The following is a 14,681-nucleotide window of genomic DNA, read 5'->3' on the forward strand; positions in this document are numbered from 1 at the left end:
CCGACGACGATGGGCTGGCCGGCATGGGCGGGACGTCAAGCCGATATCGGCTGATCCATCCTATTTGCGCGGCGCCAGTCCGTTCGTGACGATGTCCACCATCGATGCGGCGATATCCTCGACGGACGCCGGACCGGCGGGATGGTGCCAGCGCGCCGGCCAGTTGAGCGCACCCGCAAGGGTGAAGGCGGCCAGCTTCACATCGACCGGCGCGATCGATCCGTCGGCAATCCCGCCCTCTATCAGGCCGCGGAGCGCCATGTCGATCTCCCGCTTGCGCGCGCGAAACAGCGCGGCGCCTTCGTGCGAAAGAAATTCATCGCCCGTGCGCACCACGCAGCGGCCGAAATCCTCCATATTGATCTGCGCATAATGGCGCAGGAAACGGCGGAGACGGTCAAGGCCGGTTCCCGGCTCGTCCTTTGCCGCCTCGGCGGCAAGGCGCAGCGGTTCCAGCCCGCGCGTCACGCATTCGATCAGCACTTGCTCCTTGTTGCCCAGATAATGATAGATGGTCGGCTTGCTGATTCCCAGCGACGCGGCGACGTCATCCAGCGACGTGGCATGGAAACCCCGCGCATTGAACATGCGGACCGCCGCGCGCAGCACGGCTTCGCGTTTCTCCTCGCGCTCCCGGACCTTTTCCTCACGCGTCCTGAAGGGGGAGGGCGTCGCGGCAAGTGGACTTGTGGGCAATGAAAACTCCTCCGCCTGACCATTGACAAAAAACGCCGTAATAAGCAATCTACTCGTCAGTAAATTATAAACGAGTGGGTTTATGCTGACCGATATCCAGCTTTCCATCCGGGAAATGGTGAGGAATTTCGCGCAGGAGATGATTCGTCCCCACAGCGCCCGATTCGAGGCGGAAGGGGGCTATCCGTCCGCCCTGTTCGAGGAGATGGGCGCGCTTGGCCTATGGGGCATGACCGCACCGGAAGCCTATGGCGGCGCGGAAGCGGACGCCGTATCCTATGCATTGGCCCTGATGGAGCTGGCGGCGGCGGACGGCGCATTGTCGACCATCGTTTCGATCCAGAACAGCATCATGGTCGGCGGCCTGCTCAAGGACGGCAATGACGCGCAGAAACAGCGTTTCCTGCCCGACCTGATCGCCGGCCGCACCATTGGCGCCTTCGCGCTGACGGAGGCCGATGCGGGGTCGGACGCCGCCGCGATCCGCACCAGGGCGGTGAAGGTCGACGGCGGCTGGCGTCTGAATGGAGCCAAGCAGTTCATCACCTCCGGGAAGATCGGCCGTCTTGTCATGGCGATCGCCGTCACCGATCCCGAAGCCGGGAAAAAGGGTCTGTCGGCTTTTCTCGTTCCCACCGACAGGCCCGGCTATATCGTCGACAAGGTCGAGCACAAGATGGGGCAGGGCGCGTCGGATACCTGCGCGCTGCGCTTCGAGGATATGTTCGTGGAGGACGAACTGCTGCTGGGCGATCCGGGGCAGGGCTACCGCATCGCGCTGGCGAATCTGGAGACGGGGCGGATCGGCATCGCCGCACAATGCGTTGGCATGGCGCAGGCCGCGCTGGAAATCGCGATCGGCTATGCGAAGGACCGCCGCTCCATGGGCAAGGCCATCATCGAGCATCAGGCCGTGGGTTTCCGCCTTGCCGATCTCGCCACCCGGCTGGAGGCGGCGCGGCAACTGGTGCTGTCCGCCGCCGCGTTGCGCGATGCGGGCCAGCCCGCGCTGACCCAGGCGTCCATGGCCAAGCTGTTCGCGTCGGAAACGGCCGAGGCGGTGGTGTCGGGCGCGATGCAGACGCTGGGCGGCTATGGCTATCTGGAGGAATATGGCGTCGCCAAAATCTATCGCGATGTGCGGGTCTGCCAGATTTACGAGGGAACATCCGACATCCAGCGCATGGTCATCGCGCGCAGTCTTTAACAGTGATTTGGCTCCGAAAGGAATTCACGATGCACAATGATCCGGTCGTCATTGCGGGCTATGCCCGGACCCCCATGGGCGGCTTTCAGGGCGCGCTTTCGCCGCTCAAGGCCACCGATCTCGGCGCGGCGGCGGTGAAGGCCGCGGTCGAGCGGGCCGGGATTTCCGCCGATACCGTGGACCGCATCTATATGGGCTGCGTGCTGCCCGCGGGCCTTGGGCAGGCGCCCGCGCGTCAGGCGGCGCTGGGGGCGGGCCTTGGCCTCAACACCCAAGCGACCACGGTCAACAAGATGTGCGGTTCGGGGATGCAGGCCGCCATCATGGCGCATGAGGCGCTCGCCGCCGGTTCCGCCGACATCATCGTCGCGGGCGGCATGGAGAGCATGACCAACGCCCCCTATGCCCTGCCCAAGCATCGTTCGGGCGCGCGCATCGGCCATGACCGTATCATCGACACGATGATGATGGACGGGCTGGAGGACGCTTATGAGCCGGGCAAGGCCATGGGTGTCTTCGCCGAGGAAGCGGTGCGAGACTATCAGTTCAGCCGCGCCGATCAGGATGATTATGCGCTCCGTTCGCTCGCGCGCGCGAATGAAGCGATCGCCAGCGGCGCCTTCGCCCGTGAAATCACGCCCGTCACCGTTTCGGGCCGGGGCGGCGATATCGTCGTCGACACCGACGAACAGCCCGGCAAGGCGCGCCCCGACAAGATCCCGTCGCTCAAGCCCGCCTTCGCCAAGGACGGCACCATCACCGCCGCCAACGCCTCTTCCATTTCGGACGGAGCCGCCGCCCTCGTCATGACGCGGCAGAGCGTTGCGGAGAAACTGGGCTTGCCGATCGTGGCGAAGGTCGTCGCCACCGCCGCCCATGCCCATGAACCGGCAAAATTCACGACCGCGCCGGTGCCTGCCATGCGCAAATTGCTGGAAAGGGCAGGCTGGTCGGTCGACGATGTCGATCTGTTCGAAGTGAATGAAGCTTTCGCCGTCGTCGCCATGATCGCCGCCAGGGAATTGGACATCCCGGCGGACAAGCTGAACGTCAATGGTGGGGCGACGGCGTTGGGGCACCCGATCGGCGCGTCGGGCGCCCGCATCCTGGCGACGCTGATCGGCGCGCTGGAAAATCGCGGCCTCAAGCGCGGCGTCGCCAGCCTCTGCATCGGCGGCGGCGAAGCCACCGCCATGGCGGTGGAACTGGTCTGAGGAAAGGGAGCGACATGGAGATTCAGGGAAAGGCCGCCATCGTGACCGGCGGCGCGTCGGGGCTGGGCAAGGCGACGGCGCAGATGCTGGCGGCGAACGGCGCGAAGGTCGCTATCTTTGATCTCAATGAGGAAGCGGGCAAGGCGGCGGCGGCCGAGATTGGCGGGGTCTATATCGCCGTCAACGTGGCGGACGACGCCAGCGTCGCGGCCGGCCTCGATGCCGCCGCGCAGGCCCATGGCGTCGCGCGCATCCTCGTGAACTGCGCGGGCATCGCCCCTGCGGTGAAGACGGTGGGCAAGGAGAATGTCCCGCACCCGCTCGACACATTCACCCGGACGATCCAGGTCAATCTGATCGGCACCTTCAACGTCATTGCCAAATTCGCGGCCCGCGCGGCGGCGGCGGAAGAAATGGACGGCGAACGCGGCGTCATCGTCAACACCGCTTCGGTCGCGGCCTTTGACGGCCAGATCGGCCAGGCGGCCTATAGCGCGTCCAAGGGCGGCGTGGTCGGCATGACCCTGCCGGTCGCGCGGGACCTGGCCCAGCACAGGATTCGGGTCATGACGATCGCGCCGGGCATCTTCCTCACGCCTATGGTGGAAGCCTTTCCGCAGGCGGTGCAGGACGCGCTCGGTGCGCAGGTTCCGCATCCCAGCCGCCTCGGCAAGCCCGCCGAATATGCGCAACTGGTGGAGTCCGTCATCCGCAATCCGATGCTGAACGGAGAAGTCATCCGCCTCGACGGCGCGATCCGCATGGCGCCGCGGTAAGCGCGACGCCGATCGCCCTTTCCTGCCGCGCGACGACGGCGGTGACGGTCAGGTTGGCGCTGGCGCTGGCGACGGTGCGGGTCATGTCGAGCAGTCGGTCGAAGGGCAGGATGAAGCCCACCACCAGCGCGGTCTGTTCGGGTGAGATGCCGACGGCCGAGAGCACGGCCGCCAGCATGAAGAGCGAGGCGGACGGGATCGGCGCGGTGCCGAAGGCGGCGAGCGATCCTGTCAGCAGCATGATCGCCAGCATTGCCGGATCAGGATGCACGCCCAGCGCCTGAAGGCTGAAGATGCTGAGCAGGCCGACATACATGGCGGTCCCGTCCTTGCCGATGCTGGCGCCGATCGGCAACACGGTGGAGGCGACGGCGGGTTCGATGCGCAGTTCCTCCAGCGCGACGCGCAGCGCGACCGGCAGGGTGGCGGCCGAGGAGGCGGTGGAGAAGGCGACCAGCAGCGGGTCGATCGCCGCACGGAAGAAACGGCGGACCGAAAGGCGCGCGACCAGTCTGATGAGCGGCAGATGGACCAGCAGTATCTGCGCGATCACGCCCAGCAGGACACAGAGCGCCAGCCAGCCGATATTGGCGAAGACCGCGACGCCATTGTCCGCGACGGCCTTGGCGATCAGGGCGAGCACGCCGAAGGGCGTGATTTCCATGACGATGCGGACGAGGTGAAACAGCACGCGGCTCGCCGATTGCAGCATGTCCGCCATCGGCCGCCCTTCCTCCCCGGCCAGGATGACGCCGAATCCGAACAGCATGGCGAAGAAGATGATCGCCAGCATGTCGCCTTCGGCCAGCGACTGGACGATGTTGACGGGGACGATGCCGATCAGCTGGTCGTGCAGCGACTTGGCCTCGCCCAGCGCATGGGGCGCCGCCTTGCCCAGCGCCGCCCCGGCGCCGGGGCCGACCAGCAGCCCGAGCGCCATGCCGACCGATACAGCGCAGGCGGTGGTGAAGGCGAAGAGAAGGATCGTGCGTCCGCCGACCGATCCCAGCCGTCGCGGATCGGCGAGCGCGGTCACGCCCGAAGCGATCGAGACGAAGACGATCGGGACGACCAGCATACGGATGAGCCGGACGAAGACTTCGCCGATGAAGGCGATCCAGGGCGCGGCGGCGGGCCAGAAAAGCCCGAGCGCAACGCCGACGATCAGCCCGGCCAGCACGCGCTGCCAGAGCGGGATGGCGAACCAGCGACGGGCGAGCGCTGCCATGGGCGCCTTACAGCCCGCCCCAGAAGCCAGGCTGCGGGGGCAGCAGATGGCCGCGATCCCCGGTGACCCCGCCGTCGCGGTCGGCCGACAGCCAGAGCGGCCCGTCGAGATCGACGAAGGCGCTGCCCGCCGCGATCGCCCAGGCCGGCGCGATCGAGAGCGAGGAGCAGATCATGCAGCCGGTCATGACGCCAAGGCCGCGGGCGCGCGCCGCTTCGGCCAGGTCCAGCGCTGCGGTGAGGCCGCCGGCCTTGTCCAGCTTGATGTTCACCACGCCATAGCCGTCGGGCAGGCTTTCGAGGTCGGCGGCGACATGGACGGATTCGTCGGCTGCGATCGGGATGGCGGACTGGAAACCGCTCAGTTCGCCATCCTCATGCGCAGGCAAGGGCTGTTCCAGCAGGTCGATGCGCAATTCCCGCATCAGCGCCTGAAGGCCGCCGACCTCCGCGATCGTCCAGCTTTCATTGGGATCGACGATCATGCGCGGCTTTGGCGCGGCGGCGCGGACGGCGCGCAACTGGGCGGTGGGATCGTTGCGGTCGACCTTCACCTTGATGAGCGGCACATCGGCCAGCGCGGCGGCGGCCAGCCCCATCGCGCCGGGCGCATCGAGGCCGACGGTCATGGCTGTCGCGATCGGGCGCAGCGGCTTTTCAAGGCCGAGCGCGGTCGCGATGTCGCTGCCCGCCCGCTTCAGTTCCAAATCCCAGAGCGCGCAGTCGACCGCATTGCGCGCCGCGCCTGCGGGCAGGATGTCGAGCAGGTCGCGGCGGCCGACGCCCCTTTCCAGAGCCTCCCGCACCGCCTCGATCTCGGCAATGCTCGTGTCGACGCTTTCGCCATAGCGCGGATAGGGGACGCATTCGCCCCGCCCGGCGATGTCGCCCTCAGCGATGGTGACGGTGACGACCTCCGCGGCGGTCTTGACGCCGCGCGAGATGCGGAACGGCGTGGCGAGAGGGAAAGTCTCCCCCAGAAGGGTCAGCGTGCGGCGCATGGGATTCAGGCATTCTCCGTGACGGGGGCGGCTGTCGCGGCGTCGCTTTCCAGCAGCCGGTCGAGGATCGCCTCCACACCCATGCGATAGGGATCGGAACAGGGCAAGCCGAACTCTTGCGCCGTGCGGGCGCACAGGGCGATCGCGTCGGCCTCTTCCATTGCGGAGGTGTTGAGCGCGATGCCGACGACGCGAACTCCCGCATTGGTGAGGCGCGCGGCGCGCAGATTCGCCTCCAGACATTCGGCGAGGCCGGGCGGCGTGTAATGGGGCAGGCCGCGCATGGTCCGGCGCATCGGATCATGGCAGAGGACGAGCGCGTCGGGCTGGGCGCCGTGCAGCAGGCCGGTCGACACGCCGGCGAAGGAGGGGTGGAAGAGCGAACCCTGCCCCTCGATCAGGTCCCAGCCACCGTCATGGCGATCGGGCGAAATCTGCTCGATCGCGCCGGAGATGAAGTCCGCCACCACCGCGTCGAGCGGCACGCCGTCACCCGCGATCAATATGCCGGTCTGGCCGGTGGCGCGGAAATCGGCGGGGACCCCTCGCGCCGCAAGCGCGCGGGCGAGGCAGAGCGTGGTATACATCTTGCCCACCGAACAGTCGGTGCCGACGGTGAGCAGACGCTTGCCCGCACGCTTCCTGCCGTTGCCGACCGGAATGTCGGGGCGGGGATCGCGCACATCATGCAGGGTGCGGCCAAGGCGCGCGGCGGCTTCCACCAGACGGGGTTCGTCCTTCAGCCGCTGGTGCAGGCCCGATGCGATGTCGAGGCCGGCTTCCATAGCGGCCAGCGCATCGCGCACCAGATCCCCGCCCAGCCTGCCCCCGGCATTGGCGATACCCAGCACCAAAGTCCGCGCGCCCGCCGCATGGGCCGCGGCGAAGTCCATGCGGGGCAGGCCCAGCGTCAGCCCGCAATCGTCATGACGATACTCGCCCACGCAAATGTCGGGACGAAACACCGCCAGGCCGCGAGACGTCTTGATGCCGATCTCGTCATTGCTGTGGCCAAGATAGAGGAGATAGGGCGTGGCAATCATCATGTCCGAACCTGTGTGCTGAAGAGAGGTCCGCTTTATCGCCCCGCCCCGGCCAACCCCAATAGCAAGGCCCACATAGGCTATAGCCTGACGCTATAGGCTCTCAATCACCTCCGACAGCAGGGCCAGAAATTCGGATGCGGTGTTGGATGGCGGCCGGTTCTGCAGATAGACGGCGTTGATGTCGAAGGTGATGGCCGGCTGAAGCGGGCGGCTGGACAGGCCCGGCGTCGTGGAGGCGTGGGCGGTGAAATTGTCGACGATCGCCATGCCCACGCCTGCACGGACAAGTGCGGCGGCGATATAATAGGTGCGGGCCGAAACCACCTCGTCCAGTTCGACGTCGAGGCGGTTGAGTTCGCTGGAGAGGACACGGCCGATCGGGCCGCTCTGGACCGGGCTGATGAACTTGTGATCGCGCAGTTGCTCCAGATGAAGACGGCCGGGCGCGTCGGGCATATCCTCCTCGCGGTAGAGGACGACCAGTTCGCCCTCTCCGATCACCTGATGGGCGACGGGGGCAGACAGCGGCACTTCGAAGCTGATCGCGATGTCGGTTTCGCGTTCGTAAAGTTTGCGCACCATTTCATCATGATGCAGCGTCTGGAGGTCGAACATGATGTCCTCATGCCCGCGCAGGAAGCGCGCGACGGCATCGGGGATTGCGCCAAGGCCCAGCGAGGGGAGGGCGGAGACGCGCAGCAGCGCGCCGCGCCCATGGCGCATATTCTGCGCCGCCTGGCGCAGGGAACGGACCCGGTCCTGAATGTCGGAGACTTCGGCGAAAAGAGTGCGGGCATCCTGTGTCGGGATCAGCCGGCCCTTGGCGCGCTCGAACAGGGGCAGGCCGATCGATCGTTCGGCATGGCGCAGCACCTTGGTCACGGCGGGTTGCGACACGTTGAGCGCGCGCGCGGCGGCGCTGACCGTGCCGTGCAGATAGACGGCGTGGAAAATCTCGATCTGGCGCAGGTTCATAGGCGTTATCCCCTCTGGCTGCGGCCCGTCCTTGCATCCAACGACAGTGGCGCGTCGATCCGCTATGACATCCGGTTATAGGCGGCGCAACAGGGCGCTCTGGCGGCCACGACTTAACGGCGTCATGTTGCCGATAAGGCTCAGCTTCCAAGGACTTCACCATGCCGTCTTCCTCCCTTTCGCCTCGCCTTCGGTCCCTGTTGCTGGCGGGCGGCCTTGCCGCCGCGGCCGCGGCCGGGAACGCGGCGCCGCCGGAGAAGGTGGACGTCCTCATCAGGGGCGGCACCATCTATGATGGCGGCACGGGCAAGCCCTATGTCGGCGACGTCGCGCTGAAAGGCGACCGGATCGTCCATGTCGGCCGTGCATCGCGCCTGACGGCCACGCAGGTGATCGACGCCAAAGGCATGATCGTCGCACCCGGCTTCATCGACGCGCATACCCATGCCGACAGCTTCATCCGTTCGCCGGACCGGGCGATGCGGGTCAATGCCGCATGGTTGGATCAGGGCGTCAGCACCGTGGTCATCGGCGTAGACGGCTATGGCACGCCCGATGTCGCCGCGGATGCGGCGAAGCTGCAAGCGTCGGGGATCGGCACCAATATCGTGCCCTTCATTGGTTTTGGCGCGGTGCGCGAGCGGGTGCTGGGCAAGGATGCGCGCGCGCCCAAAGCGCAGGAACTGGGCGCGATGCGCGCGCTGGTGGCCAAGGGCATGTGCGAGGGCGCGACGGGCTTTTCTGCCGGGCTGTTCTATCCGCCGCAAAGCTTCGCCAAGACCGATGAGGTGATCGCGGTCGCCCGCGAGGCGGCGATGCGGGGCGGCCTCTACGATACGCATCAGCGGGACGAATCCAGCTATAATATCGGCCTGCTGGGGTCGGTGAAGGAAGCGATCACCATCGGCCGGGAGGCAGGGATGCCGGTTCATTTCGCGCATCTGAAGGCGCTGGGCGTCGATGTGCAGGGGCAGGCGCCCGCTGTCATCGCGGAGATCGAGGCAGCCCGCAAGGCGGGGCAGGATGTGACCGCAGACCAATATCCCTGGCTGGCGTCGGGATCGAGTCTGGATGCGTCACTGCTGCCCGGCTGGGCGGTGGATGGCGGCGGCGAGGCGCTGGTCAAGCGGCTGGACGACCCGGCGCTGCTGGCGAAGATTCGCGACGAGATGCAGAACAATATGCGTCGGCGCGGCGGGGCCAAGGCGCTGTTGCTGATCGCGCAGGATTTCCCCTGGACCGGCAAGACGCTGGAGCAGGTGGCGGCCGAATGGAAGCTCGATCCGCGCGATGCGGCTTTGCGCATCATCCGCCAGAGCATCGAGACGAAGGAACCGGGCAGGAAAGGCAAGGGCGCGGCGGTCGCCTCCTTCAACATGGCGCAGGCCGATGTCGACCTGCTGATGCAGCAGCCCTGGGTCGTGACCTCGTCGGACGGGTCGGACGGCCATCCGCGCATGTTCGCGACCTTTCCCGAAAAATATGTCCAATATGTCCGGGACCGGAAGGTCATCAGCCTCCAGACCTTCGTCCGCCAGTCGACAGGGCTGACGGCGGACATCTACAAGCTGGATCATCGCGGCTATCTGAAGCCGGGCTATTATGCCGATGTGGTGGTGATCGATCCCGCCAAATATGCGCCGCGCGCCGACTATGTGCATCCGCGCGAATTGAGCGTGGGCGTGGCCAGGCTGTTCGTGAATGGCGAACTGGCGGTCAGCGACGGCCGGACGACCGGAGCGACGGCCGGCCGCGCGCTGCTGCGGCCCAAGCCTGCCAATTGCCCATCGGCCCCAGAGTGATTGCGAGCCGGATGGAACCCGGTCCGGCGTAGCCGATCATGTGGCGAGCCGAAGCTAGGTCGTGAACTCATAAAGTCGATGCGGGCTGTTGGCAGGGCGCAGCATCGGGTTTAGCATCACCCAATGCTGGCAGTGGTCGTCCCCGTTTTATTTCTTGCCGCTGGCGGCACGACCAACGACCAGCAGTTTGGAGCGTGGCGGGCCACGGAGGGTTGCGCCCATGACGCCGACAACTTCGGCTGTACGAGAACCCTCAGCCAGTCGAACCCGAACTTGGATGTTATCCTGATCTTCCGGGACAGTTTCGCCATCCGGGCAACGGTTAGAAGCTGCGATCAGGAGGCAACCCGGGTCAGCTTCATGCCTGATCCGAAGGAGTGGAAGCGGCTAACCCTCGCGGGACGGATAGATCAGACGAAGCGGTTATTGACGCAATGGGCCGAGGCGTCGGTCATCGGATGTGGCCATCCTGCGGCGTTGTCGTTCGACGGCTTTGAGAACGGGTTCTCCCGCCTGGATGCTGCCGCATCGGCTGATGTCGCGGTGCCCTCAAAATAGCTTCACTCTCGCTTCGACATCTGATTCAGCATCGGCATGAGCCGTTATGACCTGACCGACTTCGAGTGGTGCGTGATCGAGCCGCTGTTGCCCAACAAGCCGCGAGGTGTGCCGCGCGTCGATGATCGTCGTGAGCTGAACGGTATCTTTTGGGTGCTGCGATCCGGTGCACCGTGGCGCGACCTGCCAGAGCACTATGGCCCTCGCACCACCTGCTACAACCGCTTCGTGCGATGGCGGAAGGCCGGGGTGTGGGACCGGATGATGGATGCCATCGCCGCCGCCCACGACGGCGACATCCAGATGATCGACAGTACATCCATTCGCGCCCATCAACAGGCCGCGACGGCAAAAAGGGGGATCGAGATCATTGTCTCGGTCGCTCCCGAGGCGGCTTCACGACCAAAATCCACGCGGTCGTCGATGCGCAGGGGCTCCCGATCCGGCTCGGCCTGACCGCTGGGCAAGCCCATGACGGGCAGATCGCCGCCACGCTGCTCGATCATCTCGGACCGCGAACCATTGTGCTGGCTGACAAGGCCTATGATGCTGACCGCATTCGTGGTCTGATCGAGGAGCAGGGAGCCACGCCGAACATCCCGGCCAAATCCAATCGAAAATGGAAGCCTTGCTTCAGCAGGCGGCTATACCGCGAACGCAACTTGATCGAACGCTTCTTCTCCAAGCTGACGCACTTCCGTCGCGTCGCCACTCGCTACGACAAGCTCGCAGCCAACTTCCTCGCCATGGTCCAACTCGCCTCAATGCGGCTGTGGCTGCGTGCTTATGAGTCTACGACCTAGTGGATTGATTTTGACATTTGCGCGCCACTTTGCCGATAGGGATGCAAATGTCAGAAGCGGACCACTTGAGTGTGATGACTTCACTTCGATCCGCCCGTCATTGCGAGCGAAGCGAAGCAATCCATGGGAGTGCCATTGGATTGGTTGGGCTTCCCCGCCTTCGGCTCGCTTCGCTCGCGACGACGATTCAGAAAAATCTCTTCCGACCGCTGAGACATTGCCTGACAAATAATTGAAAATAAACAATTTTTATATTAATCACTCATTCATTAGTTAGCAAACTAACCATGAATAATGGCTTGCAATTGTCTATTTCGCTGTCGCCCTTGACCGGACGGATGCGGCCGATAGGGGCGGCGAACCATTTGGTCCGCCGCCCCTTCCTGCCTGATGCTCCCGCTCAGTTGGTCTTGAACCGCACCCCCACGCGGAAGGCCCGGCCCAGCAGATCACTGAAGGTCGAGTTGGCCGACAGGCCGGTTTCGGGCAGCAGGATCGGATCCTTGTCGAACAAATTGGTGATGTTGAAGAAGAGTTGACCGTCGGACCCGCCGACCTTGATCTTCGCGGTGAAGTTGAGGTCGGTGTAGAAGGTGCCGTTGATATGGTTGCTGTCGATCGTCGGATTGGCCGCCGTGCTGGCCGGGCAGTTCGACGAGCAGACGATGTAGCTGTTATTGTAGGTGCCCGAACTGACGCCGCGGCCGACCGCCGTGATCGAGTAGCTCGGCGTGTCGAAGGTGGCTGACAGACGGAAAATCCAGTCGGGCGTGCCGCTCAGCTGACCGCTATTTTGACCGACCGAATCGATCGGCGCCGACACGCCATTGTCGACCAGATTTTCCAGATAGTTGGTCGCGGTGCCGCGCAGCGTCAGGCTGCTGGAACTGCTGTTGAAAATCCGGTCGAGCGGGACGCGGTAGCTGGCTTCATAGTCGATGCCGCGCACCTTGATCTTGGCGAAGTTGAACGGGCTGGCCGAGACGAAATAGTCACGGTCGCCCAGCGGATCGACGACAATGGCGTCGCAGAAGGATTGCAGCCCTTCGGTGCAGCGCTGGGCGATATCATCGGCGAAGAACTGGTTAATCGCATCCTTCACCTTGGTGCGGAACCAGTCGACCGAGAAGGAGAAACCCGGCAGGAAACGGGGTTGCAGCACCGCGCCCAGGGTCAGCGTGTCGGCCTTTTCAGGCTTCAGCGCCAGGTTGCCGGTGGTGAGTTCGCGGAAAGTCCTGCCCGCAAACTGGCCATAGGCGGAAGCGGTGCTGAAAGTATTGGTGCGCGACGTGCCCGACTGGAACAGTTCGTTGAGGTTGGGCGCGCGAATGTCGCGCGAGCGGGTGCCGCGCAGGCGGATATCCTCGATCGGCTGCCAGGTCAGGCCCGCCTTCCAGGTTTCGACCGTGCCCGACGTCGAATAGTCGGTCACGCGCGCCGCGCCGTTGAACTCCGCGCCCAGGCCCAGCGGAATGACGGTTTCCAGATAGGCTTCCTTGACATTATAGCTGCCGAAGGTGGGGCGGAAATTGCCGACAGACCAGCCGGCCTGATATTCGGCGGGGACATAGCCCGACACTTCCTCCTTGCGATATTCGCCGCCGACCGCGACGCTGACATCGCCGGCCCAGGTGGCGAAGGGCGTGGCGGAGAGGTTGAAACCCGCGACCGTCTGTTTGAACTTCTGGTCGCGATAGGGATCGCCCATCACCCAGTCGACCGCCGCCGGATTGGCGACGCCGACGCCCAGGCGGTTGAGTGGGATACAGCCGTTGGTTGGAGCGGTCAGGGTCGAACGGCAGACGATCGATCCGTCGGGCGCGAAGACCGCATCGGTAGCGAGCGCCATGCGCGACGTGTTCATGATGTCGCGCAACAGTTCATGCGTGTCGGTCTGGCCATATTGGGCATAGGCGTCCCACACCGCCTTGTTGCCGAACATCTGGAATTCGCCGCCCGCGCCGATGGTATAGCGCTGCACCTTCCGCGTGCTGTTATTCTTGCGATAGGGCAGATCGGCGGCCGAGGTGCCGAGCGTGACGTTCGTGACGCCGGCCAGCGCCGCGCTGCCAAGCGCCTGCTGCAAATAGGCATTGTCGCCGGTCAGGGTGAAGGTCGCCGCCTGCGGACCGGCATTGAACAGCGTCTTGTTCCAATTATAGGACGCTTCGCCAAAGACCTCGATCCAGTCGGCCAGTTCATAGCTCAAGCGGCCAAACACGCCGCGACGGTCGTCGGTGGCGTCGAGACCGATGCGCCGCGACGTGTCATTGATCTGCCAGTCGCCGCCGACGGTCTGCGACGAGTCGGTCAGCGACCCGAACTGATATTGTCTGGCTATGCCGCCCCGGTCGAAATAGGTGCCGCGCAGCGCCGTCGCGCCGCCGGTCTGCGAGCGGATGATGCTGCCCGGCGTCGCATTCCAGGTGCCCGCGCCCCGCACGACCAGATTTTGCGGCTGACCGTTGGTGGGAGTGTAATTGGGGTTGATGAGGGTGCGATAGCCTAATTGGTTCCAGTCGCGGTCGACCTCGAAAATGCCGTCGCGATGGGCATATTCGCCCGCGATCAGGATATGACCGCGTCCGCCGGCGAAGCTTTTGCCGATGGCGCCCGAAAAGCTGTAGTTGAAACCGTCGCCCTTGTCGGTGATGCCGGCGTCCGCGTCGATCTTGAACCCTTCATATTTCTTGTCGAGCACATAGTTGACGACGCCCGCGACGGCATCGGAGCCATAGGCGGCCGATGCGCCGCCGGTCACGATCTCCACACTCTTCACCAGCGATTGCGGAAAGGTGTTGATGTCGACCAGACCGGTGATGGTCGAGCCGACCGACCGGCGGCCATCGAGCAGCACCAGCGTGCGCACTTCGCCCAGGTTGCGCAGGTTCATCGTGTTGATGCCCGCAAGCCCCGAGCTGATCGCCAGCCGCGAATTGGCAGGGCGAGTGCTGCCCGCCAGCGCCGGGATCTGGTTGACGAAGTCGGCGATATTGTTGGTCGGCGACTGGTTCTGAATATCCTCCTGCGTCATGACAGTCAGGGGCGTGGGTGATTGGAAGCCATCGCGCACGATGCGGGTGCCGGTGACGACGATCTGGTCGACGGGGGCCGCATCGGCGCTCTGTTGCGGCGCGGCCTCATCCTGTGCCAGTGCGGGAGCGGCTTGGACCAGGGCCAGAGCGGTCATCGCCAGACCAAGGCCGCGCTGACGGCCGAGCGACCGACGGAATCGTCTGAAATCACGCATGAACAAACCCCCTTTGTCAGAGGATGGGGCTGCGCGCGGCTATTGCGTGCGCGGCGTCAGAGCGCCGATCTGGCCCGACCCTTCCCTTCACTACATGACCGCGCGGGGCAGGCATGATGCCCTTTT

Annotated in this window: 11 protein-coding genes and 1 pseudogene; 6 read left to right on the forward strand and 6 right to left on the reverse strand. The window is 65.0% G+C overall.

The window, feature by feature from the left end; translation table 11 throughout:
• Positions 1-60: 60 nt before the first annotated feature.
• On the reverse strand, positions 61-696 hold the full coding sequence (locus tag AC58EF_RS16650) for a TetR/AcrR family transcriptional regulator (protein WP_497277489.1): 636 nt from the start codon (positions 694-696) through the stop codon (positions 61-63).
• Positions 697-778: 82 nt separating this feature from the next.
• Here AC58EF_RS16650 and AC58EF_RS16655 point away from each other — a divergent pair, with 82 nt between their 5' ends.
• Genes AC58EF_RS16655 through AC58EF_RS16665 form a run of 3 tightly spaced genes read left to right on the forward strand, consistent with a single transcriptional unit; the run spans position 779 to position 3,893 of the window.
• A complete protein-coding gene (locus tag AC58EF_RS16655; RefSeq protein ID WP_497277490.1) occupies positions 779-1,903 on the forward strand; it encodes an acyl-CoA dehydrogenase family protein in 1,125 nt (374 codons plus the stop codon).
• Between the two features lie 29 nt (positions 1,904-1,932).
• Complete coding sequence (locus tag AC58EF_RS16660) at positions 1,933-3,117, forward strand: acetyl-CoA C-acyltransferase (RefSeq protein WP_497277491.1); 1,185 nt, start codon at positions 1,933-1,935, stop codon at positions 3,115-3,117.
• 14 nt (positions 3,118-3,131) lie between these two features.
• Positions 3,132-3,893, forward strand: a complete 762-nt coding sequence (locus AC58EF_RS16665; RefSeq protein ID WP_497277492.1) for an SDR family NAD(P)-dependent oxidoreductase — start codon at positions 3,132-3,134, stop codon at positions 3,891-3,893.
• On the opposite strand, the gene AC58EF_RS16670 is transcribed toward AC58EF_RS16665, so the two are convergent.
• From AC58EF_RS16670 to AC58EF_RS16685, 4 genes are all read right to left on the reverse strand, one after another.
• The gene (locus AC58EF_RS16670) at positions 3,853-5,121 is read right to left on the reverse strand and encodes a dicarboxylate/amino acid:cation symporter (protein ID WP_497277493.1); all 1,269 of its coding nucleotides are present in this window, start codon (positions 5,119-5,121) and stop codon (positions 3,853-3,855) included. The genes AC58EF_RS16665 and AC58EF_RS16670 overlap by 41 nt on opposite strands.
• 7 nt (positions 5,122-5,128) lie before the next feature.
• The gene (dgcA, locus tag AC58EF_RS16675) at positions 5,129-6,121 is read right to left on the reverse strand and encodes an N-acetyl-D-Glu racemase DgcA (RefSeq protein ID WP_497277494.1); all 993 of its coding nucleotides are present in this window, start codon (positions 6,119-6,121) and stop codon (positions 5,129-5,131) included.
• A gap of 5 nt (positions 6,122-6,126) precedes the next feature.
• Positions 6,127-7,164, reverse strand: a complete 1,038-nt coding sequence (gene dgcN, locus AC58EF_RS16680) for an N-acetyltransferase DgcN (RefSeq protein WP_497277536.1) — start codon at positions 7,162-7,164, stop codon at positions 6,127-6,129.
• A gap of 93 nt (positions 7,165-7,257) precedes the next feature.
• Positions 7,258-8,142, reverse strand: coding sequence for a LysR family transcriptional regulator (locus tag AC58EF_RS16685; protein ID WP_497277495.1), 885 nt, complete (start codon positions 8,140-8,142; stop codon positions 7,258-7,260).
• Between the two features lie 161 nt (positions 8,143-8,303).
• Here AC58EF_RS16685 and AC58EF_RS16690 point away from each other — a divergent pair, with 161 nt between their 5' ends.
• The 3 genes and pseudogenes from AC58EF_RS16690 to AC58EF_RS16700 all read left to right on the forward strand — a co-directional run bounded on the left by AC58EF_RS16690 (position 8,304) and on the right by AC58EF_RS16700 (position 11,305).
• Complete coding sequence (locus AC58EF_RS16690; RefSeq protein ID WP_497277496.1) at positions 8,304-9,944, forward strand: N-acyl-D-amino-acid deacylase family protein; 1,641 nt, start codon at positions 8,304-8,306, stop codon at positions 9,942-9,944.
• Between the two features lie 123 nt (positions 9,945-10,067).
• Positions 10,068-10,502 (forward strand): hypothetical protein, encoded by a 435-nt coding sequence (locus AC58EF_RS16695; protein ID WP_497277497.1) that lies wholly within the window; start codon positions 10,068-10,070, stop codon positions 10,500-10,502.
• Positions 10,503-10,538: 36 nt separating this feature from the next.
• A pseudogene (locus AC58EF_RS16700) lies at positions 10,539-11,305 on the forward strand (IS5 family transposase).
• Positions 11,306-11,705: 400 nt separating this feature from the next.
• Here the strand turns inward: AC58EF_RS16700 and AC58EF_RS16705 are convergent.
• A complete protein-coding gene (locus AC58EF_RS16705; RefSeq protein ID WP_497277498.1) occupies positions 11,706-14,555 on the reverse strand; it encodes a TonB-dependent receptor plug domain-containing protein in 2,850 nt (949 codons plus the stop codon).
• Positions 14,556-14,681 lie beyond the last annotated feature (126 nt).

The sequence above is a fragment of the Sphingobium sp. WR1 genome, assembly GCF_059693745.1.

Excerpts from the sequence above, each read along its gene's own strand:
- AC58EF_RS16655 (WP_497277490.1), top strand. The coding sequence starts at position 779 with ATGCTGACCGATATCCAGCTTTCCATCCGGGAAATGGTGAGGAATTTC.
- AC58EF_RS16660 (WP_497277491.1), top strand. The coding sequence starts at position 1,933 with ATGCACAATGATCCGGTCGTCATTGCGGGCTATGCCCGGACCCCCATG.
- AC58EF_RS16665 (WP_497277492.1), top strand. The coding sequence starts at position 3,132 with ATGGAGATTCAGGGAAAGGCCGCCATCGTGACCGGCGGCGCGTCGGGG.
- AC58EF_RS16670 (WP_497277493.1), bottom strand. The coding sequence starts at position 5,121 with ATGGCAGCGCTCGCCCGTCGCTGGTTCGCCATCCCGCTCTGGCAGCGC.
- dgcA (WP_497277494.1), bottom strand. The coding sequence starts at position 6,121 with ATGCGCCGCACGCTGACCCTTCTGGGGGAGACTTTCCCTCTCGCCACG.
- dgcN (WP_497277536.1), bottom strand. The coding sequence starts at position 7,164 with ATGATTGCCACGCCCTATCTCCTCTATCTTGGCCACAGCAATGACGAG.
- AC58EF_RS16685 (WP_497277495.1), bottom strand. The coding sequence starts at position 8,142 with ATGAACCTGCGCCAGATCGAGATTTTCCACGCCGTCTATCTGCACGGC.
- AC58EF_RS16690 (WP_497277496.1), top strand. The coding sequence starts at position 8,304 with ATGCCGTCTTCCTCCCTTTCGCCTCGCCTTCGGTCCCTGTTGCTGGCG.
- AC58EF_RS16695 (WP_497277497.1), top strand. The coding sequence starts at position 10,068 with ATGCTGGCAGTGGTCGTCCCCGTTTTATTTCTTGCCGCTGGCGGCACG.
- AC58EF_RS16705 (WP_497277498.1), bottom strand. The coding sequence starts at position 14,555 with ATGCGTGATTTCAGACGATTCCGTCGGTCGCTCGGCCGTCAGCGCGGC.